This is a genomic window from Pedobacter humicola, assembly GCF_056490705.1.
On record NZ_JBWJIG010000011.1, the window covers coordinates 130,278 to 152,507 of the forward strand.

Sequence of the window (22,230 nt, forward strand, 5' to 3'; positions counted from 1 at the left end):
GCCGATATTGATTTATCGGCCGTTTTTTGTTTGAATATTTTTCATAGTGGCGCGCACATCCTGCGTATGCCAGCGCTTTATAGAATGAAAAGACAGATCCACCGTACCATTTATGTCATTGATCGATTAGTGATTGTATAATTCCAATCGTTTAGGTAAAATTTGTAATGCAAAAAGAACCGTCGTTTTACGGCAAATTTTGAAATGCATGATAAACAATCTAACCTACCAACAACATGAAAAAACTAAAATCTTTACTGCTTATCTGCAGTATGTGCTGCTTATTTTTTTATTCCGCCTGTAAAAAAGCAGCGGTATCCGATCAAAACTTCGCGGGCATTAATACACAAAATCCGGCACCGGGGAAAAGCACAGCAACCACTGAGGCAACCGGACAAATATTTATCGCCTATTACATTACCGACGGTCGTAATCTGAGCTTTAAGCTCAAAGATATCCCTAATGGAGTAGATATGGTCATTCTGTTTGGTGTAAAATATTGGCAGTATCTGGATACATTAAAATATCCCGCAGGTACGGGCATGATGAGCAGCTATAAATCCTATGGTGCTTATTTTAATGATATTAAGGCCCTGCAGAAAAGAGGCATTAAGGTGTTACAGAATGTAGATGATGATGCATCATGGCAAAATGCCAAACCAGATGGTTATGGCTCGCCGGCACTTTGGGCTGAGGCTTTAAAAAAACTATTGCTGGATAAACATAACCTCGATGGGATTAGTCTGGATATTGAGCATGCCGGAAAGGCACCAAATCCTATTCCTCCATTTCCAGGCTATGAAAAAACGGGGTATTATAGCTGGTATAGTAGTTCTATGGATGCAAATCCGAATTTCCTGTCCTGTATTGAGGCATTAACCAAATACTTTGGTCTTACCGCTCCTAATAATAAACAATTACAAACCGCAAGTGGGATCGACGTGTATTCGTGGGATAAAATTGCTGCAAGATTCGTCAATTCATTTAATTATTTTCAGATCCAATCTTATGATCGGACAGTGGCGAATTGCCAGTTGATGATGAATTATGCCACGGGTGTAAACAAAATACCTGCCTCAAAAATGATATTTGGCGCCTATGCCGAAGGTGGACGTTCTCAGGCAGAAGATGTTAAGCTTGCCAAATGGACACCTACCCAGGGGAAAAAAGGTGGTATGATGGTATATACTTATAACGCAAATACAGGCTATGCTAAAGCGGTGTTAGATGCACTAGTGGCTAACCGTTAAAATTCAAGACCAATGCTGGTGCACGTGTAGCCTTATTAAACACATGCGAGATGCGTGCGCCAGTCTTTGTTAAAATTTATTCAACCGTTAACCCAGCTTGTTACACTAGCTGCTGAAATTTTATCATTCAAAAAATTCAAGCGCCTCTTTACTAAACTTTAAATAGATAACGGTCAGTTTTGTGCCTACCGGGTAACGCGAATAATCTTCAGGCTTTACCCTGATCCTGATCTTATCATTTTCGGATGGGCCTGCGAAGGTTAAATATTCTGCATGTTCGGTTTTATCGCGGTTGATCACCACACTTGTTAATTTATTCTTACCCTGGGCCTTGTCCTTTTTCCAATTGGCACTATCGTACCGCATAATCAGCCAGGCGAAGGAATAGCAAAAACCATACATTGCAAAGCCTGCACCTACAAATAAAATGTATTCATAGTAGACGAAATTCACAAAGTGATCCCATATTAGAAAAGTTGTAATCAACATCAGTAAAAGCGTGCATCCCCCTAAAATCGCAGGCAAAGCAGCTTTAAAGCCTTTTTCCTGGACTTCGATGTATTTTAGATCCGCATCTGCTAAAGGAATATTTTCTTCTAATATTATTGTTATGTCATCAGTCATAAATAGGGCTATTAATTTCTTAGTGGTTCACTACAGGCTAATTTTATCCACTAGCACACGCGGGAAGCGTGCGCTAGGCTAGCCAAATTTTTAACGTATGCTACCGGCTCTTTTGATATAGCCATCTAAATAATCAGTAACACTATTCCACATGCTTTGCAGAATATTCTCTTCTGTAATTTTTTCATCCCTTTTTTCAATTATCCTTTTACTAAAGGCACGGATCACATGACCCGCTGAGTCGCGTAAGCTATCGTTCTCAATATCAAAATCAACAATAATTACAGGTTTACTTGTTGATAGCTTTACCAGGTTTTCGTACAGCTTACTAAAAGATATATCATAGTACAAACCAGCAAAATCAGAACTAGTACCCAACAAGCTGAAAATTTTAAACGGAGAACCTGCAGTTGACAAAGTACTTCCTAAAAGCGGACCCGTAGAGCCTAAAGTAAACGCTCCGTCTAAAAAGGTTTTGCCATATCCTTTTTTATCATTGTAGTAATTACCGCCATCTTCGAAATGCGCCTTGTTATAAGATTTGATATTATAGATTAAATTATAAAAGTTACTTACCCCTTGCGGAAAAAGATGCCTCACGCGGCTTAAACTCATCAATGATTCATGCCTGGTTCCCAAACTAATTGTTTTTAACTGATTAAATACCTTGCTGATACTACGGTCGGTACGAATAGTTTCTCCAGCCTGTATTTTACCCTGCACTCCCCTGGCGGTAACCGTATCAATAAAACTGCATTGATGTAACTGAATCAATAATCGGCTGCCCTGCTCCTGAAATTTTATCCAAACGCCATTAAACTGAAGAGAATTCATATTTTCACCATCACCAGATAAGAGGATATTGTGCGATTTGATATGCCACATCTTCATAGCTTGATCTTTTTAAAAACGATTACTGAAAAAATAAGAATGATGAAAAACAGGATTGCTAATAAGCTATATATAGTTTGTCTTTTGTTCCCTTCTTTATTAAAGCGATAAACCATTATCCCTAACGTAAGTGCTATCCAGATTAGTAAAAGCCCTGTTAAAATACCTTTTCTCACACTAAAAAAGTTAACAACAAACATGGCTATGGTTAGCACAATAACCACGGGCCTTAATATTTTATCCGATTTATATTTACGATCTGTTAACATATTTTTAAAAAATTATAATGCTTACCTATTCGGAATGGCATCCCTAAAGTAAAAAATTTGGATTGAAAAATTGATTGTTGAAATATCGGCTTTGCATTATTCAATGCGGTTCCCGAACTTATGGTTTTTGATGCTGTCATAATTGATGTTAAACGTTAAGTAAATATTTTTAATGGTGGGTTTTCCACCCACCGAATAAGCTTTCTGATTTACACCGTCTGGCACAGGCGTCTCTGGTGTGCTAAGGCGCTGTTATATCCTTCTTGTGCCTCGCGCCAAGTGGAATCACAATTCTTCCATTCTCATAATCGGCCACAAATTTTTCATGGGTGCTTTCCCAGATTCTGATCAGGCGGTCTAACTTAAAAAATGAGGTTTTAAGTTCTACCAACAAGGTTGGAATGGCATTGTTAAATCCTTTACGTTCGGCTATTACTATCCTCGGGTTATCTTTATGCTGTTTAAAATTCTCAATATGTTTCCGGAATATTTCAAGATCATCTTTCGAAACGCCATAGGGTTTTAGTTCTTCTGCTAAAGCTTCGATACGGGCATAAATATTTTCCAATGCCGGGATCAATTGTTGATCGGATAACCTTTCTAACCTCCAGGCAGGTGTTTTAAGTGCATCAAATAATATGGTATCGCCAACCTCCAATGCATGAATCTGTGCCAAACCGGAATATTTAACCGCACGGCTAATAGCAGCATCCGCAGCCTGGTATTTTGTTGCTGTAGCCCCGGTGCTTTTAACGATGGTACTGTTCATAGCAGAACTGATACTCTTTACATCTTCCTCAATTTCGGCAACAATTTTGCTGAATGCAGGCTGATCAGCCCAAATCGCCTTATGCGTATTCAAAACTTTTAATGTTACATTCGCCATGGTTAGATAATTCTCTTCTTTTTGTGTCATTGCTTTTCGTGTTTAAATAGATTATTATTAAGTGATTTTCCCTTATTCAATGCGTTGTTGCGCAAGCCTATTCCAGCGATTTAATTCCACTATCCTTTGCAAATCCGCCAGTGTCAATTGCGCGATGTTAACTATCAGATGCGTACCTTCCACTATCCTTTGCAAAGCCGCCAGTATCGATCGCGCGATGTTCACTATCAAATGCAAACCTTCCAGTATTCTTTGCAAAGCCACCTGTATCGATTGCGCGATGTTCACCATCAAATGCAAACCTTCCAGTATTCTTTGCGAAGCCGCCAGTATCGATTGCGAGATGTTCACTGTCAAGTGAGCACCCTGCCATATAGATTGTTTTGCCTCAACTGATCTTGGTCAGCTTTCAGCATAAAAAATCATTAAAATAGTGCACCATCAGCCTTTACGCCTAAGCACGTTTAATGTGGGATATTTCGGCTTTCGCCATTTTGGGGATGAGATTCGGTGTTCAAACACCTTATTAGGGAAATATTACCTACAAAGCAGATCCGTTTGCTGGTAATGGTATAACTAAATTAATAATTATTGACAGAAGTGGAAATAATTTATAAAAATTTAGTTGGTACTATTTGGCTAGAGAAGAGACTGCTAACATTATTTTAACACGACAGGCCAAATATTAATTTATCTGCTGTATTTATTTTAACATCAGCACGAAAAACCGCTTGGGAGTAAACTTATTATTAATATTAAATCAGAATTCAGTTAACAGCATAGTAACATCTTTGTGATCATAAAAAACCAAAAAACTAATCACGATGAGGAAAGCTGTTTGAGCGGCAAAAAACAAAAATGCTCAGGCAAGCTTCATCACCCCTAAAAACACAAAGAATGATGAAAAATTTACTTATTGCAGTGTTGCTGCTGTTTTGTATTGTCCCAAAACGGGTACTTGCACAAACAACCCAGGCATCAATCTCCGGCATTGTAACGGATGAACAAAAGAAGCCCATTCCTGGTGTTTCTATCCAGATCAGGAACAATTCTACAGGTTTTACCACCAGAACGTCGACCAATGCACAGGGAGAGTATACTTTTAAAGAACTTCCTTTGGGTGGACCTTATACAGTTAAGGCCATTTACATCGGTTACGCGGAGCAAAACAGAACAGGTTTTATGTTAAACCAGGGCGATGCGGTAAGGGTAGCCATTAACATGCAGGAAACTGCCCAAAACCTTGATGGTGTAGAGGTTAACGGATCTTCGTTAAGAAATAAAGTGCAACAGTTTGGTGCATCTACCGAGATTTCGTCAAAAACAATGAACTTATTGCCGGTAAACGGCCGTAATTTCTCCAGCTTAACAGATTTATCACCTTTGTCTGGCCCTGGTGGTATATCTGGCCAGCTGGGCTCTTCTACCAACTTCACTATTGATGGTATGACTGCAAAAAACCCAACATCTTCTGGCAGTACAACCAGCCGGAGCGGTGCGCCATATTCTATCTCCATCGAAAGTGTTCGTGAGTTTAAAGTGGTTACCAACCAATACGATGTAAGTTTAGGCCGTTCGGGTGGTGGTACAATCAGTGCCGTAACTAAATCGGGTACCAACGAGGTTACAGGTAGTGCTTTTGCTTATAACAGAGCTGATTTTTTAGCAAGCACATACGATATTAGAGGGAACAAAAGAGTAAACGATTTCTCTACCTACCAGTATGGATTTAGTTTAGGTGGCCCGATTATTAAGGATAAATTACATTATTTTGCCGCCTGGGATCACCAGAGAGATTCGCGCCCGTTAATTATTGCCGATATCAACTCTTCAGCAGATGAAGCCCGTTTTAATGTAACCAATGCTACATTAAACAGCTTTTTAGCGGTTGCCAGAAGCAAATATGGTGTGGCCAATACACCGCAATTTGGTTCTTTTGATAAGAAAAGAGGAACAGATGCCGGCTTTTTACGTCTAGACTGGCAGATTGATGAGAAGAACTTGTTAACGGTACGTGATAACTATACCAACGACAGGAACCCGCTCGGATTAGCAGATAATACCGCGATCAACTTTTATGAAAGTTACGGCACGGATAAAAATGTCGACAACAGTTTGTTGGCTACCTTACGTTCTACCATAAGCAGTAAGGTGACCAATGAGTTAAAAGTGCAACATTTATACACCTATCAGGCCAGTACACAAAACGATGAGCTGGGTTTTGCTATCCCCAGGGCTGTTGTTTCTAACTTAGAATCTACTTTGCCAACCGGAAGTATATTAACCACTGCAGTTCAGATTGGTGGGCACCGTTTTGGGCAGGAAGGATTTACCAATAACGTTTTCCAATTGGTAGATAACCTATACTATAATACCGATAAAATTAAATACACATTTGGGGTAGATATTATGTATACCCATGCCTTATCATTATACGGCAGTGAGGTGAACGGACGTTTTACGTTCAACAGATCTGGCACCGCAGCAGCGGGGAACCAGCAAACGGCCTTGCAAAATTTTGAAAACTTGATACCGATAAGCTATTACAGGGAAGTGCCTTTAGTTGCCGACCCAAGTGTTGTGGGTAAATTATGGAACTCTGCTATTTATGGCCAAATGCAAACCAAACTCGGTAAAGGTTTAGATTTTACAGGTGGCTTACGTTTAGATTATAGCAAATACCCAACATCTCCACTTAATCAACAATTGTTTGATGCCATTGGTGTAAGAACAGATCACGAATTAAAGCAATTTTTAATTCAGCCCCGTATCCAGCTGGATTGGGATGTTAATGAAAACCATACCGATTATTTTCGCTTAGGCGCCGGGATTTTCGGATCGGACGTAAACAATTATGTAACCATTAACAACCTAACATTTGATGGTAAACACTTAGCTACAGTTGATGTTACTGGTACAGGTGTACCAACTCCAGACTTTATCGGTTACAGAAATGGAACCGCTACAGCACCAACGCTGCCAGCATTACAAATCCCTACCATCAATACTTATGCTGATGATGCCAAAGTACCAGTGGTTTACAAAGCGAACTTATCATATAACAAATTAATCAACGATAAAATACGCATCGGCATTACCGGTTATGCAACTTTAGCCCGTAATAACTATATGTATGTGGATAGAAATATGGTGGCCAATCCTTTCTTCACCTTATCGAATGAAGGAAACAGGGGTGTATATGTACCGGCAAACTCAATAAATACAGGTAACGGAAATACAGACTGGAAACTGGGCCGTTTAACCAATCAATTTGGCCGTGTATTGGAAATGAATAGCAAAGGTAAAGTAAATCAATTTGCTGTTGTTGTAGATGCGACCTGGAAATACTTTAAAGATGGCGAAATTACGGCAAGTTACACCTGGAACGACGCCAAAGACAATACCTCATTCAACGGTAACGTAGCCAACTCTGCAACCCTATCTTTGCCAGTAGTTGATGATCCAAGGAATTTAAGTAAAATGACATATTCAAATGGTCAGTTCCGGAATAAGCTAATTATTTATGGAACATTACCATCATTCCATGGCATTAAAGCAGGTATCCGTTATTCAGGCATTGGTGGTACCCGGTATAGTTTATTATCTGGCGGCAATACCAATGGCGATTTTGTTGCCACAAATGATTTGGCATACATCTTTAACACATCAAATACCAATGTACCAGCAGCACTTAGAAATTCATTACAGGCATTATTGGCAAATGGTGATGCCAGCCAGAGTTTAAAAGATTACATTAAAAAATACGAAGGTACTTTTGCTGAACGTAATGGCGGTATCAACGGTTTTTACGGTACGATTGATTTAAGATTAGCCTATCAGTTTAAATTTGGTCATGGCAAAAAACAAAGCATTGAAATTTCAGGCGATCTGTTTAACGTGGCCAACTTATTTAAGAAAACCTGGGGAACATCAGAAACTTTAGGTACGCAAGCACTATATGCGGTTACGGGTTACGATGCTGCAAGCGCTAACTACAACTACCGATTAAACAATACAGGAATTGTAATCCCAACGGGTAATCCGTGGCAGGCACAAATCGGTTTACGTTACGGTTTTTAAACAAATGTTAGCTAAGTATCTTAGCTTAAAGTCATAAAAAAGGGGAATGGATTTTTATCCGTTCCCTTTTTTTATGTTTGCATTAACAAACAACAAAACTTAATGGGATTATTACTTAACTACCTGAAACACCACAAGTGGATTGTGGCTTTGGCGCTATTGCTAGCAGGTATAAATATTGGCTTTTCACTTTTAGATCCATACATCACCGGTAGAATTTTAGACCGTTTTATCAACAAAAAAGATTCGCTTACCTATAGCCAATACCTTTGGGGTTCTTTAGGGTTAATCGGTTTGGCAATTGGCGCGGCCATGGTTTCGCGTATTGCAAAAAACTTTCAGGATTACTTCACCAGTGTGATTGTTCAAAAGGTTGGCGCAAAAATGTATGCCGATGGTTTACAACATTCACTAAAATTGCCTTATCAGGTTTTCGAAGACCAGCGCAGTGGCGAAACCCTGGGTATTTTACAAAAAGTACGCTTAGATTCCGAGAAATTCATTACCGCATTTATCAGTATCCTTTTTGTAAGCTTAATCGGAATGATCTTCGTTATCGTATATTCGGTTTCGGTAAGCTATAAGGTTACGCTTGTTTATTTCTCGGCCATTCCGATCATCAGTTTCGTGAGCTGGTTTTTAAGCCGTAAGATCAAAACCATCCAACGTTCTATTGTTGGCGAAACCACTGCTTTGGCAGGCTCTACCACCGAATCGTTAAGAAACATCGAACTGGTTAAAAGTTTAGGTTTGGCCGATCAGGAAATAGAAAGATTAAACAAAACCACTTACAAAATTCTGGGATTAGAACTTAAAAAAGTAAAGTATGTGCGCAGCATGAGTTTTGTACAGGGTACTACGGTAAACCTGGTACGCAGTACCATGGTGCTGGTCCTACTATTGCTTATTTTCGACAATACCATTACCGCCGGACAGTATTTCTCGTTTCTTTTTTATTCATTCTTCCTTTTCGGACCGCTACAGGAGTTGGGCAATGTGATTTTAGCCTGGCGTGAGGCGGAGGTTTCGTTGGGCAATTTTAAAAAGATTTTAAGCACGCCGATCGATAAGAAACCTGAAAACCCGATCTCGATAGCAAAAATAAAAGACCTTACTTTTAATACTGTCGGCTTTAAACACCAAACTGCCAACAGAAATGCCCTGGAGAATATTTCATTCCAGACCCATAATGGACAAACCATTGCTTTTGTTGGTCCATCTGGTTCAGGTAAAACTACATTGGTTAAATTGCTGGTTGGTTTGTACCAGCCAAAAGAGGGTGAGATTTTGTACAATGGTGTGCCAAGTAACGATATCGATCTGGATGCCTTACGCGAGAAAATCGGATTTGTAACACAGGATACGCAGTTGTTCTCGGGCACAATCAGAGAAAATTTATTGTTCGTTAATCCCAATGCTACGGATGAAGAATGCTTTAAGGTATTAAACCAGGCGGCCTGTCAGACTTTGCTGGCCCGTGCCGATAAAGGTTTAGATTCGTTAATCGGTGAGGGTGGCGTTAAGGTTTCGGGAGGCGAAAAGCAACGTTTATCCATTGCGAGGGCTTTATTACGCCAACCCGATATCCTGGTATTTGATGAGGCAACCTCTTCTTTAGATTCGATCACCGAAGAAGAAATTACCAAAACCATCCGTTCGGTTTCCGATTTAACCGATCACATTACGATTTTGATCGCTCACCGTCTATCAACCATCAAACATGCCGATAAAATCTATGTTTTAGAGAAAGGACATATTATTGAGCAGGGCCGCCATGAAGAGCTAATTGCACAAAATGGTTTATATCAGGCCATGTGGCGCCAACAAATTGGCGAAAGAGTTGTTGAAGCTTAGGAACAAAAATTATCGTTATGTTACTAGCACAAGTTGAGAGCAATCAGATTGCAATGATCATCATTATCGCCGCCATACTTTGGCTGGCCTTAATATTGGCGGCATTGTACCATATATCCAGAAACAGCAGCATGGTTTTCCCGGTAAAAGTACTCTGGTTTATCATTATCCTCCTGGCTCCCTTTTTGGGTTCGATTATCTACCTCATCTGGGGGAAGAATAAGAAATTTTAATCACTATGGTCCGTGTCCACACGGACCATTTGTTTTTCACCACCAGGAATTTCAGCATTGTCAACTTTTTAACAGCTCCGCTATTAAAGTTGATAACTCTGATCGCATGGTAGATTTTTTTGGAAAGCAGTGCCTGTGTTTCTTAGGCCCGGTTCGGTCCCGCTGTTCCTCCTGCCAATAGTTTTTTTTCACAAAAACAATGATATGCTATCGGCATCCGTGCCATCGGGTTTAGGTGGCGAGGACAAGCGCTTAAAACTTAATAACTTCTTACAATTAAACCTGAGAGCGGGCTACGAGGGATTTTTGCATGAGGGATAGCAGTGTAAATCCTTTTTTGATTTTTCTTCAAAAAAGATTGCAACGGATAGCCCGACCCTTGCGCAGCTTGGGGCATGCCCAAATTGTTTGTCATAAACCTGGTTTACGAATGTCAAATTGCCCTATCTAAGAACCTTTTTTATAGCCTGATAGATGCTGAAATAAATTCAGCAAGACGAAACGATTAAACAGCTTTAGTCGTCTGCTCGTTAATATCCTGCAAACTCAACTTTGTTAAAGATCTTGTCTTTAACCAGGTAATCCCGGCAATGGCGATCGTCATAGTCCCTCCAAAAACCACCGCAGGTACCAACGTTAATAGTTTCGCTGAAAGCCCCGACTCGAATTCGCCGATTTCATTAGACGATCCGATGAACATGCTGTTTACTGCCGAAACCCGTCCGCGCATATCATCAGGCGTAAGCAATTGCATAATCGTTTGACGGATAATTACACTTACACTATCGAAAGCCCCCTCTAAAAACAAGAAGAACAATGTTAAATAGAAGTTTTTAGATAAGCCATAACAGATGATGCTCAAACCAAAGCCAGTTACGGCAATTAAAAGGTTGCGCCAGGGTTTTCCCATTGGCGAAAAGTAGGTCATCGCCAACATGGTTAACACAGCCCCCAGTGATGCCGCTCCCCTCATCATTCCTAAACCGTTAGAACCCAAATGAAATACATCTTTGGCGAACATAGGCAATAAGGCTACGGCGCCACCAAAGAATACCGAGAAAAGATCGAGGCTCATGGCCCAAACCATCATCTTGGTTTTGAAAACAAACTGGATTCCTTCTTTTAAACTGTGAAATATATTCTCTTTCGGCACATAGGTAGAAGGGTGTTTCTTAAAGGTGAAAATACAGATTAAGGAAATGGAAACCAATACTACAATACATGTATATGCGGCAGTAATGCCCCACCACCAGTTTACAAAACCGCCTGCAACCGGGCCGATAATGGTTGCCAGTTGCCAGCTGCTGCTATTCCAGGTGCTCGAATTTGGATAGAGTTCTTTCGGTACAATCTTAGCCATTAACGAGAAGGTGGCCGGCCCAAAGAAGCCGCGGGCGATACCAATGCAAAATACCAATCCGTACATGATGAGTACGATAAGATCTTCTTTAAGATGAAGGTATTTACTGGTAATGATGAGCATCAGAACCGAAGCCAGCCACACACCCGAAAAGATTTTAATCAATAAACCCCGCTTTTCACTCTTATCTGCAATGTAGCCGCCATATAATGCAATCCCAATGGCAGGAATGGCTTCACATAAACCTACCAGGCCTAATTTTAATGGATCATGTGTTAAATCGTAAATATGATAGCCGATAACAACAGCCTGCATCTGGTAAGCAAGCGTAAAAAAGAACCGCATGCCCAGGAATGATCTGAATTCTTTATACCGCAAAGCGGCGAATGCATCTGGTTTTACAATAACCGAATTGGGGTCTGAATCTGCCACAGGAAAAAATTTATCTGCAAAACTACGTTATGAAATTTAAAAACGGGAACGGATAAACAGTTAAGGTGATTTCTTTTTCTATTAAAAAGTAAAAATATCCGATCGCACTGCTGAAATATAAGGACATAAAAAACCCGATGGATCATATGATCCATCGGGTATCTGGTATGGTTAATTTAGTAACCAGGATTTTGTTCGAGTAAATTATTTTTATTTACTTCATCACGGCTAAATGGCCTGAAGTAAAGTTTATTGTCCCAACTTCTGTTTTCTTGCGCGTTCTCTTCCACCGGAGTATAGGTATAATCGTAAACGGTATTGTCGTAATGGTAAGGAGCCGACATGGTTTTACCCGGTTTAAATTTACCGGTTACCTTAATGTAGGTCGTTTTTCTACCCAAGGTTTCACCAGCGATTAACCACCTACGGGCATCATGATAACGCTGCTCTTCATAGGCCATTTCAATGCGGCGCTCATGTCGGTAAACCTCCCTAAGCCCGGCCTGATCTGTTGCGGTAACTGCAGGCATACCAGCCCTAAAACGAATTTTATTTAACCAGTTAATGGCATTAGATAGCTCACCCAGCTCAATACTGGCTTCGATATAATTAAATACCGCTTCGGTATATCTAAAGAAAGGCCAGGGCACATTCTGCGACATAGAAGCATCTATAATCGTTGGATCCGGATCGATAAATTTGTGGTAATAATAGCCTGTCCAGCTACCGTTCCAGTTTTCGATCGAACTTGCACGGGTATCTAAACCCTTAAAGTCGATTCGAGCGCCATTATCGATTAAATCATATACTCCGGTTTGGATCTGGCTGGCTGGATCAACATTACCAGATGCCTTATCGCGGGGTTTCCAGCCGGCACCATCGTAAAGAACTGTGGCATAAAAACGAGGGTCGCGGTCCTGATAAGGGTTAGCTTTTTGTGCGGGATTTGTCCAGCTAAATTTGGTACCGTCTTTCATCTCATAATCGTCAACCAATAAACCTATAGGTGTATTACCCGCCCAGTTGTGGTAGCCGTTCGGACCATTTTGCTGTGCATGTTTGATATTACTCTGGATGATAAAGTAGCGGGCAAAAATCAATTCAGATGCTGCGGTAGCGTCTACTCCAGGCGCTTTACTGGCTCCGCCCATGGCTATACTTTTATAGTTTAGTCTACCATCCTCTGAAGTAGCTGGTGCGGTAAGTCCAAGTTTATAACCAGTACCCAAATCCATAACTGCTTTTGCTGCTGTTTGCGCCGATCTATACCGATCTGCCTGATTGCCACTTGCATAACTTAAAAAATCTAATTTTTGCGGGGCAATTCCGGTAATCTTTGCAGTTATTTTTGATCTATCATGTAAATCGCTCGCTGCATAAATTAATACTCTTGATTTAAGTGCTAAAGCCGCGAGTGCAGTACTCCGTCCTTTATCCAAGGTTTTACCTGTTAATAATTTATTGGCTTCGTCGCAGTCTTTAACAATAAAATTTACGCATTCTTCGTACGTATTGCGTTTAATTTTGAAGTCATCAGTTAATGCATACGTTTTGGTAATGATAGGCACCGCACCGTAATAACGCAACAATTGCTGATAAAAGTAAGCACGCAGGAAATAGGCTTCACCCAATAACTGATCCTTTAGTGCCTGGCTGGCAAGCTCATTATTGCCACCAACAATTCTTTCTACTGTAGTATTACAAGCCCTTATGCGGTTATACATCTGTTTATACGCCCAGGTATCATCTACCCAACCAAGTGTTGATGGGTTAATGGTGCCATTGTTGACTAAATCAATTCCACGTGTGGGATGTGTAAACAAAGCCTCATCAGAAACAGAAGCTAACATCTGCTCAAAAAAACCTCCATTCCCAAGACCATTGTAAATATCGTTAACAAAGGCTTGTGCAAGTGCAGGGTCTTTCCAAACCAGTTCGGAAGATATTTTATCGGGCGGATTTACATCCATAAAATCTTTCTTACAAGAGGCTGCAAGAAAAGTAATAAAAATCAATAGATATAGATTAATATTTTTGTTTATTGCTTTCATATTCTTTGTCGTAATTAATATTGGCTATACATTTATTAAAAAGCGGCCTTAATGCCCATGTTGATTACCCTGGCCTGAGGATAGTACTGGCCACTTGTATTGGTAGATTCAGGATCCCAGATCTTAATCTTATCCAGTGTAGCCAGATTTAATCCATTTGTGTACACCCTTACCGAATTTAGGCCAACTTTTTCGACCAATTTATTCGGCAATGTATAACCTAATTCAACATTTTTAAGTCTGATATAATTGTTGCTGCGTAACCAGTAGGTATTGTTCAATGCATTGTTACTATCGGTATAATAAGTGGCGCCCCTGTTTGATAGGCGGGGATTTACCGAACTTGGATTATCAATGCTCCAACGGTTAAGGTACGACCACTCCAGGAAGTTACCGATATCGCCAGATTCCGTTAAACCCACAATCTGCATCCCGCCTGTTGCCCCTTGAATAAGCACCGATAAATCGAATCCTTTGTATTGAACATTAAAGTTTACCCCTCCAGTGAAAGTTGGGGTACCATTTTTATCTAAACGTATTTTGTCGTCCGCATTAATTTTACCATCGCCATTAATATCTTTAAACTTCATGTCGCCAGGGCGTAGGTTATTGGTAAGGGCACTATAATTAAGTTTATTTGCGCTAATTTCTGCCTGATCTTTAAAAACACCATCATAATCGTATACCAACCATGAACTGGTTACCCTGCCTGTAGAGCGCTGCCATTCAGGTGCACCCGGGGTTTCATCCCAAAAAATGATTTTATTTTTAGCATAACCACCGTTTACGCTTACTCCGAAATTTAGATCGCCCACCTGGTCGTTATAACTTAATTTAAATTCGAAACCTTTGTTGTTTACTTTACCCAGGTTTACAGGTGGCAACTGGTCGGTTATGCCCGAGCTTTCCGGAACGGAGCTACCCCTGCTGATCAGGATATTTGTGCGCTTATTGTAGAAGTAATCAAACTCGAGCGATAACCTGTTATTTAAGAATGATGCATCTAATCCAATATTCGTATTATTCGCTACTTCCCACCCAAAATCAAGATTGGGAACCTTACCTTCAGTTAAGGATTTAGTGATTAAATCATTAAATACATAACTACCAAAGTTCATCAAACTCAGATATTGATATTCTTGCAAAGTATCTCCGAAATAGGCTTCAGCGCCCATTTGCCCCCAGGAAGCCCTTAACTTTAAATTGTTAATGAATTTAACATTGTCTTTAAAAAAGGGTTCTTCAGATAAACGCCACCCCACCGATACACCCGGGAAGAAACCGAAACGCCTGTCCGTTGGAAAGATATAAGACCCATCTACGCGCCAGAGAAATTCGGCCAGGTATTTTTCTTTGTAATTATAACCTGCCCTTCCGAAATAACTTAACCTGGCACGGTTGAATAGATTGTTGGGATCGCCAGGGTTATTTCCTAATGATTGCTCTTTCTCATCACCTGCCAGCAACTGCTCAATAGCCGATGAAAGGAAATACCTTCTAAAGGCAGTAAAACCATCATTAGTGATTTTTTCGCGGGTTACACCAGCCATTAAACCAATGGTATGATCTTTAATTTTTTTATCATAATTGATCATTCCCGTTAAGTTTATAGCCAATTGTCCGCCTGCAGTTTCCCTGAGTCTTGGGTCGGTATATTGAGAACGTACCGTACCTGCAAGCACCGGTGTTACACCATCGGCTTCAAAAGTTTTTTTGTCCCAATCGTAAAGCGTCCATGGCAGTTGCCAGTTCTTTTGTCTGCCAGAATATTTATCTATGGCAGCCGTACCGGTTACTTTTAATCCCTCAACACCGGGCACTTTAATTTCAACCTTACCAGTGGTTTGAAAGTAATCTCTAATATCTTTATTGTAACCCGTTAAATCAGTCGTCGAAACTACTGGATTGTAACCATACTCAATATCCCTGCCTGGCAAGCCATTGGGCCATATCGCAATTTCATTAGGTCTGCCCCGCATTAAAAACCTGAATATATCACCTGCGCCAACGGTAGGGAAATTACGGGCTTCTTCTCTCGCGGTTACCCCTAATGTTGTGGTGATGTATTTGCTTAATTTTGCTTCCAGGTTAAAACGCATATCATATTGTTGGTAACCTGTGGCAGAATTTTTATAGTAGGCATCCTGATCGAGATAACCAAGCGACATCAGATATTTCACATTTTCGCTCCCCCCGTTAACCTGTACATTGTGTCTTTGCTGTGGAGACCAATTTTGGAAAGTGGTTTTAAACCAATCGGTATTGGGGTACCGTAACGGATCTGAGCCATCACCAAATTTTCGGATTTCATCTGGCTTAAAGGCGGCATTAATCGTTTTTCCTCCGGTAGACACATAAGAACCTGTATTTTTAAAACTGTTCCATGCAGTCGACCATTCACTCGGATTGAGATCGGAACCAAAAATATTCAGCTCATTCAAAATCTCTGCATATTGTACCGAATTGGCCATTTTAGGTATCCGGGTAGGCTGTTGCAGGCCGTAGCTAAAATCATAAGAGAATTGCGGCTTGCCCAGTTTACCGAGTTTGGTGGTAATGAGGATTACCCCATTTGCCGCCTGTGAACCATAAATCGCTGCAGATGCGTCTTTTAGAACCGATACACTTTCGATATCATTCGGATTAAGTCTTTCGATCCCCCCTGCACGGTTAGGAATCCCATCGATAACGATTAAGGCGTTGTTATTTCCAAGGGAGTTAATACCACGGATCCGGATTGTTGAACCGTCATAACCCGGCTCTCCACTTCCCTGTAGTGCGGTAACACCTGGTAAACGGCCAGCCAAAGAATTAGTTAAGTTTACAGAAGATGATTTGGCCAGTTCTGTCCCTTTAACCGAAGCTACAGCGCCGGATACAACTGCTTTTTTTTGGGTTCCATAACCCACTACGACTACATCCGATAAATTTTGATTGTTTTCTAATAAACGGACATTAATATTCGTTTGGTTCTTTACCTGGATTTCCTGGTCTACATAGCCCACATAGGTAAATACCAAAGTAGCATCTTCGGGTACCTTGATGCTAAATTTACCAGAACCATCTGTTACAGTAGTTGCCGCACCTCCTTTTAATTTAACGCTTACGCCGGGAATTGGCCCTTTAGCATCCGTAACCTGTCCTTTCACGATGATATCCTGAAGTGGGGGCTTGTAAAAATCAACGGGAGCCTTTTCGTGTAATACTGCTTCAGCTGATCTGCTGGTAAACGGGGATAAAATGAAACTACCACCGCAAAGAAGAAACATGCTACTTCTGGCAAAAGTCCTCAATAGATTTTTTTTCATAGTTTTTAATTTATTTTGGTTAGATATTGATTGTAATACAATTTAATACTCATGTGTATTCATGAATACACTATGAGATACATCATTAAAATTTGATCAACTGAGATAATTAGCTACACCATTCCTCTATGCAGGAATTATCAATCGATTTCTATTTGATCAAGAAATTGTTTTTAACCATTATTCCACCCCCTTATCTGATAAATAAGCACTTATGGGCTAAAAATTACTGTGCGCGGCATACAACGACTTAGACTTGCCAGCTAAACAGTTTACATTTGGTTATACGCAAGATAGGAATATTAGGAATTTAAAAAAGGGGGTAAAATAATAATTATAAGGGGCTGAGTCGTAAAAAAACAATTACAAAACTACTCAATGTAGGACAAATAATACATTGTTAAATATTATTGCGAAAAGAGGTAAAAAGAAGTTGAAAGTATTTTAGCCGATTGTATGACTAGCTTATTTTGTCAAAAGAGATACCTCTTTCCAGCTTTTGGAGGTAAGCTTTTAAAATTGCATTTTCAGGTTTTAGCAATTGCGGATCATCTTCGAAAAGTGCGATTACGGTATTCCTTGCTTCCGACAAAATGATTTGGTCTTTTGCCAGATCGGCAAGTTTTAAATCTAACACCCCGCTTTGCTGTGTTCCGGTAATATCGCCCGGGCCACGGAGCTGCAGATCGATCTCAGAGATTTCGAAACCATTATTGGTCCTCACCATGGTTTCTAAACGGATTTTACCTTCCTTACTGAGCTTATTACCACTCATCAGGATACAAAAAGACTGCTCTGCACCACGGCCTACCCTCCCACGCAATTGATGGAGTTGCGAAAGACCAAACCTTTCGGCGTTCTCAATAACCATTACAGACGCATTAGGCACATTTACGCCGACTTCGATTACAGTTGTAGCGACCATAATGTGGCTCTTGCCTTCAATAAACTGCTGCATTTCAAACTGTTTATCGGTATTTGGCATTTGCCCATGCACAATGCTTATTTGGTAATCAGGCCTGGGAAACTGATAACTCAATTGTTCAATACCAGCCTCAAGATGGAGGAGATCTAATTTTTCGCTTTCCTTGATCAAAGGATAAACAATATAAACCTGCCTGCCCTTTGCAATTTCCTGCTTCATAAAGCCGAACATCCTGAGTCGCTGACCTTCGAAAAGGTGCTTGGTTTCAATGGGTTTCCGGCCTGCTGGTAATTCATCAATGATAGAAACATCCAGATCACCATATAAAGTCATGGCCAAAGTTCGCGGTATAGGTGTAGCTGTCATCACCAAAATGTGTGGAGGAATGATATTTTTCCGCCAAAGCTTGGCACGCTGCTCTACGCCGAAGCGATGTTGTTCATCAATAACCACCAATCCCAGATTTTTGAACTGAACTTTATCTTCGATTAATGCGTGCGTTCCGATCAGAATATCAATTTCGCCACTTTCTAACTGTGCGTGCAAAATGGCCCGGTCTTTCTTTTTAGTGTTTCCGGTAAGGATAGCTACTTTAACCAAATCGTCGGTTACCAATTCGGTGATCGATGCATAATGTTGACGGGCCAAAATTTCGGTCGGAGCCATCATACAAGCCTGATAGCCGTTATCATTTGCCAAAAGCATACTCATTAAGGCTACGGCAGTTTTACCGCTCCCTACGTCGCCCTGTACAAGCCTGTTCATTTGAACCCCACGCTGTGTATCGATCCTGATTTCTTTAACCACCCGCTTTTGGGCATTGGTTAGTTCGAAAGGTAAAAATTCCTTATAAAAACGGTTCACTTTCTCGCCAACCTTTTCGAATGTTGCGCCTTTAAATTTTAATTGCCGTAAGTGTTTATTGTGTAAAAGCTGTAACTGGATAAAGAATAATTCTTCAAATTTCAAACGCCGCTCCGCAGCACTTAAATCCTTTTGATTTTTGGGAAAATGGATGTTCAACAATGCCATCCTTTTATCTGGCAACTGATATTTATCAATGATATATTGCGGTAAGGTTTCTGGAACCTGGGGAATAACCTGATCCAACAAGCCAGCAATTAAGCGTTGCAAACCTTTAGAATCGAGATTAAATTTTTTAAGCTTTTCTGTAGAATTGTAAACTGGCTGTAAGGTGAGGTTTCCTCTACCTACCTGTTTACGCTGATAAAGTTCCATCTCCGGATGCGAGATACTAAATGATCCGTTAAAGATAGAAGGCTTTCCGAAAGCCACATAGGCCGTGCCTACGGTAATATTCTCATCAACCCATTTCAGGCTTTGGAACCAAACCAGTTCCATTATTCCGGTTTCATCCTTAAAAACCGCTACAATACGCTTTGCTCTTTTATCACCAATTACTTTTTTGCTGATTACACGGCCGATAATCTGAATATATTGGAAATCAGGATTAATCTGATTGATCTTAAAATATTTGGTACGGTCTATATACCTGAATGGATAATGGGAAAGCAGATCCTGATAGGTGAAGAGGCCAAGGTCTTTTTTCAAAACATCAGCACGACTTGGGCCAACGCCTTTTAAAAACTCAACAGGTGTATCTAATACCGAATTAAACAAAATATTTTACTGTTTCTTGTAAACAACACTCTTCAGCAATTGTGCATTAAAAATAACGATCGAAAGCAGCAAAAGCAAATAGGCAAATAGGCAAATAGTTGGTGCAGATCTGTTTCTCCTTAAAGTAGAAAAATGCAACGGTAAAAGCAACAATTGGATTGAGATAGATTAAAATCCCCAAGGCGAACGAAGGCATGCCTAAAAGAATGGTACTGAGAAAAGGAACCGAATTAACTAAATACATCGGCAGGCATCATAATATGGAACGGACACTGTTCCCCAGATGATGTAAGGAATAATGCCTGCTACAAAATATTTGCTTTTACTGCTTGCCAAAATTATCCTACAATGGCAATTACAGAAATTTCCACGTTAACATTTTTAGGCAATACCGAAACCTGTACCGTTTCGCGGGCCGGAAAGTCGGTTGTGAAATATTGTCCGTAAACTTCATTAACCTGGGCAAAGGCGCCCATATCGCTTAAAAAAATGGTTGATTTAACCACATGATCGAAACTTAAACCTGCCTCAAGTAAAACCGCTTTAAGGTTACGCATTACCTGATGTGTTTCGTCCTCGATATTGCCTATGTTTAATTCTCCGTTTTCAGGGTTAATAGCTACCTGGCCCGATACGAATAAAAAGTTACCTGCTTGTACCGCCTGGCTATATGGTCCAATTGGTGCTGGAGCATTCGTTGTTTTAATAATCTGTTTCATAAAAATTTGGAGTTATTTGGCAAGCCATTGGATTAGCTTGTAGATGATGCCTGCCAGAAAAATTAAGATAGCCAATGCATTTATAAAATGCATGATTTTAATATTGATATTATTCGGCCTATTGGGATCTTTTTTTCTAAAGAAGTACATCATACAAACTTAGTTAAAAAGCTTAATACAGAAAATTTATGGGCATAAAAAAAGTCCCGATCTTCATCGGGACTTTTTTAAATCTTATATTGAAATACTAGTTTCTAGCAGTTTCAACACGACGGTTTTGGATACGACCTTCTTCAGTATCGTTTGAAGCAATTGGATTAGCTTCGCCATTACCTTTAGTAGCAACTTGACTAGCGTTAACGCCAGAGTTTACTAAGTAAGTTTTAACAGAGTTAGCTCTGTCTTTAGATAACTTCACATTATATGCAGCAGTACCTTCGCTTGAAGCGTAACCGTTTACAGTTACTTTACCACCGTTTTCACGTAATACTGAAGATAATTTATCTAAAGTAGGGTAAGACTCAGTTTTTAAAACTGAAGAGTTGAAATCGAAACCGATTTTTTCGAAACCAGTTACATTGCTAGTTGCAGTTGAATCTACAGTTGGTTTTGGAAGAGGACAACCTGAACCATCAACAGCAGTACCAGCAGGAGTTCCTGGGCATTTATCGAATTGATCAGAAACACCGTCACCGTCAGTATCTTTTTTCAAATCTTCAACAGATTTCTCAACAGCAGAAACACGGTTTTTCAATGCTTCAACTTCTTGACGTAAAGTTGGATCTTTTAACTCATCATACATAGTAGCTAATGGGTTTGTCCATTCTAAACTTGGTTTAGCAGAAGAACCTAAAGAGAACTCTAAACCAGCATATCCGTAAGAGAATTTATCTTTAGTTGTACCTTTTGCATAAACTCCATCTAAGTTATCAGCATCAACAAAGTTCATTGTGTAACCTAAGTTAAAGTTAACACGCTCAGAAACTTTGAATTTAACACCAGCACCAACTGGAATGTAGAAACCTTTTACGTAATCTTTAGCATCATGTTTGTCATCAGCAGGACCTGTAGCATTACCTTTCCAATCAATTACTGAACCATTAGCTAAAGTAACTTTTGGTGCATAAGCCATATAACCAGCACCAGCAGTTAAGAAGAAACCTACTGAGTTCTCACGACGTAAGAAATCGATAGAACCTACATTTACAACACCACGTAAATCTACAGCATATTGTAATTCAGTTTCGAAATCCTTAACAGCCGGATTAGTAATGCCTTCGTTAGTACCCGAAAGTTTACCACGTGTTCCGTTTAATTCTAGACCGAAAGAGTGACCTAATTGTTTACGGATGTTTAAACCATAACCTAAATTAGCATCCCATTTGTTAAAATCATTAGAACCGCCAATAGCAACAACTGGCATTAAAACGCCACCATGTACACCAATAGACCAAGTTCTGTACTGTCCTCTACCACCAAATACCTTGACAGCAGAAGTTGTTGCAGGAGCATCCTGAGCGACAGCAAGAGAAGCTACTCCTGTTAATGCCACTAAAGAAAGCGCAACACTTTTCTTTAAAGTAGAATAATTCATAATCTTTTTTCTTTTTTAAGGGTTAAACAATTTAATTGATTAATTTTTCAGTAAAGGCAAAATTAAACAAAATTTTAAATTTTCAAACTTTTATACAAACTCCGTTCCAAACT

Annotated in this window: 16 protein-coding genes; 4 read left to right on the forward strand and 12 right to left on the reverse strand. The window is 40.0% G+C overall.

Annotated elements, in window-relative coordinates; all coding sequences use genetic code 11:
• Positions 1 to 236 precede the first annotated feature (236 nt).
• A complete protein-coding gene (gene endOF3 / locus AC04Q1_RS17495) occupies positions 237 to 1,250 on the forward strand; it encodes an endo-beta-N-acetylglucosaminidase F3 (RefSeq protein ID WP_478365862.1) in 1,014 nt (337 codons plus the stop codon).
• 123 nt (positions 1,251 to 1,373) lie between these two features.
• Here endOF3 and AC04Q1_RS17500 read toward each other — a convergent pair whose 3' ends face one another.
• The 4 genes from AC04Q1_RS17500 to AC04Q1_RS17515 all read right to left on the reverse strand — a co-directional run bounded on the left by AC04Q1_RS17500 (position 1,374) and on the right by AC04Q1_RS17515 (position 4,271).
• Positions 1,374 to 1,874: a hypothetical protein gene (locus AC04Q1_RS17500; protein ID WP_478365863.1), complete on the reverse strand. Its 501-nt coding sequence runs from the start codon at positions 1,872 to 1,874 to the stop codon at positions 1,374 to 1,376.
• A 90-nt stretch (positions 1,875 to 1,964) separates the two neighbouring features.
• Positions 1,965 to 2,765, reverse strand: coding sequence for a hypothetical protein (locus tag AC04Q1_RS17505; protein WP_478365864.1), 801 nt, complete (start codon positions 2,763 to 2,765; stop codon positions 1,965 to 1,967).
• A gap of 510 nt (positions 2,766 to 3,275) precedes the next feature.
• Complete coding sequence (locus AC04Q1_RS17510; protein ID WP_478365865.1) at positions 3,276 to 3,950, reverse strand: hypothetical protein; 675 nt, start codon at positions 3,948 to 3,950, stop codon at positions 3,276 to 3,278.
• A 42-nt stretch (positions 3,951 to 3,992) separates the two neighbouring features.
• A complete protein-coding gene (locus AC04Q1_RS17515) occupies positions 3,993 to 4,271 on the reverse strand; it encodes a hypothetical protein (protein ID WP_478365866.1) in 279 nt (92 codons plus the stop codon).
• 546 nt (positions 4,272 to 4,817) lie between these two features.
• On the opposite strand from AC04Q1_RS17515, the gene AC04Q1_RS17520 reads away from it, so the two are divergent.
• From AC04Q1_RS17520 to AC04Q1_RS17530, 3 genes are all read left to right on the forward strand, one after another.
• A complete protein-coding gene (locus tag AC04Q1_RS17520) occupies positions 4,818 to 8,000 on the forward strand; it encodes a TonB-dependent receptor (protein WP_478365867.1) in 3,183 nt (1,060 codons plus the stop codon).
• 102 nt (positions 8,001 to 8,102) lie between these two features.
• Complete coding sequence (locus tag AC04Q1_RS17525) at positions 8,103 to 9,854, forward strand: ABC transporter ATP-binding protein (RefSeq protein ID WP_478365868.1); 1,752 nt, start codon at positions 8,103 to 8,105, stop codon at positions 9,852 to 9,854.
• Between the two features lie 17 nt (positions 9,855 to 9,871).
• Complete coding sequence (locus AC04Q1_RS17530) at positions 9,872 to 10,087, forward strand: PLDc N-terminal domain-containing protein (RefSeq protein WP_478365869.1); 216 nt, start codon at positions 9,872 to 9,874, stop codon at positions 10,085 to 10,087.
• Positions 10,088 to 10,592: 505 nt separating this feature from the next.
• Here AC04Q1_RS17530 and AC04Q1_RS17535 read toward each other — a convergent pair.
• From AC04Q1_RS17535 to AC04Q1_RS17570, 8 genes are all read right to left on the reverse strand, one after another.
• Positions 10,593 to 11,879: an MFS transporter gene (locus tag AC04Q1_RS17535; protein WP_478365870.1), complete on the reverse strand. Its 1,287-nt coding sequence runs from the start codon at positions 11,877 to 11,879 to the stop codon at positions 10,593 to 10,595.
• Positions 11,880 to 12,055: 176 nt separating this feature from the next.
• On the reverse strand, positions 12,056 to 13,930 hold the full coding sequence (locus AC04Q1_RS17540; RefSeq protein WP_478365871.1) for a RagB/SusD family nutrient uptake outer membrane protein: 1,875 nt from the start codon (positions 13,928 to 13,930) through the stop codon (positions 12,056 to 12,058).
• Between the two features lie 35 nt (positions 13,931 to 13,965).
• Entirely contained in the window at positions 13,966 to 17,238 is a 3,273-nt protein-coding gene (locus tag AC04Q1_RS17545) for a SusC/RagA family TonB-linked outer membrane protein (protein ID WP_478365872.1), read from the reverse strand.
• A 460-nt stretch (positions 17,239 to 17,698) separates the two neighbouring features.
• Positions 17,699 to 19,804, reverse strand: coding sequence for an ATP-dependent DNA helicase RecG (gene recG, locus AC04Q1_RS17550; RefSeq protein ID WP_478365873.1), 2,106 nt, complete (start codon positions 19,802 to 19,804; stop codon positions 17,699 to 17,701).
• Between the two features lie 46 nt (positions 19,805 to 19,850).
• The gene (locus AC04Q1_RS17555; RefSeq protein ID WP_478365874.1) at positions 19,851 to 20,048 is read right to left on the reverse strand and encodes a hypothetical protein; all 198 of its coding nucleotides are present in this window, start codon (positions 20,046 to 20,048) and stop codon (positions 19,851 to 19,853) included.
• A gap of 94 nt (positions 20,049 to 20,142) precedes the next feature.
• Complete coding sequence (locus AC04Q1_RS17560; RefSeq protein WP_478365875.1) at positions 20,143 to 20,523, reverse strand: RidA family protein; 381 nt, start codon at positions 20,521 to 20,523, stop codon at positions 20,143 to 20,145.
• A gap of 12 nt (positions 20,524 to 20,535) precedes the next feature.
• Positions 20,536 to 20,676, reverse strand: coding sequence for a DUF6728 family protein (locus AC04Q1_RS17565; protein WP_478365876.1), 141 nt, complete (start codon positions 20,674 to 20,676; stop codon positions 20,536 to 20,538).
• Between the two features lie 94 nt (positions 20,677 to 20,770).
• Positions 20,771 to 22,117 carry an OmpA family protein gene (locus tag AC04Q1_RS17570; RefSeq protein ID WP_478365877.1) on the reverse strand — a complete coding sequence of 449 codons (1,347 nt, stop codon included), beginning with the start codon at positions 22,115 to 22,117 and terminating at the stop codon, positions 20,771 to 20,773.
• Positions 22,118 to 22,230 lie beyond the last annotated feature (113 nt).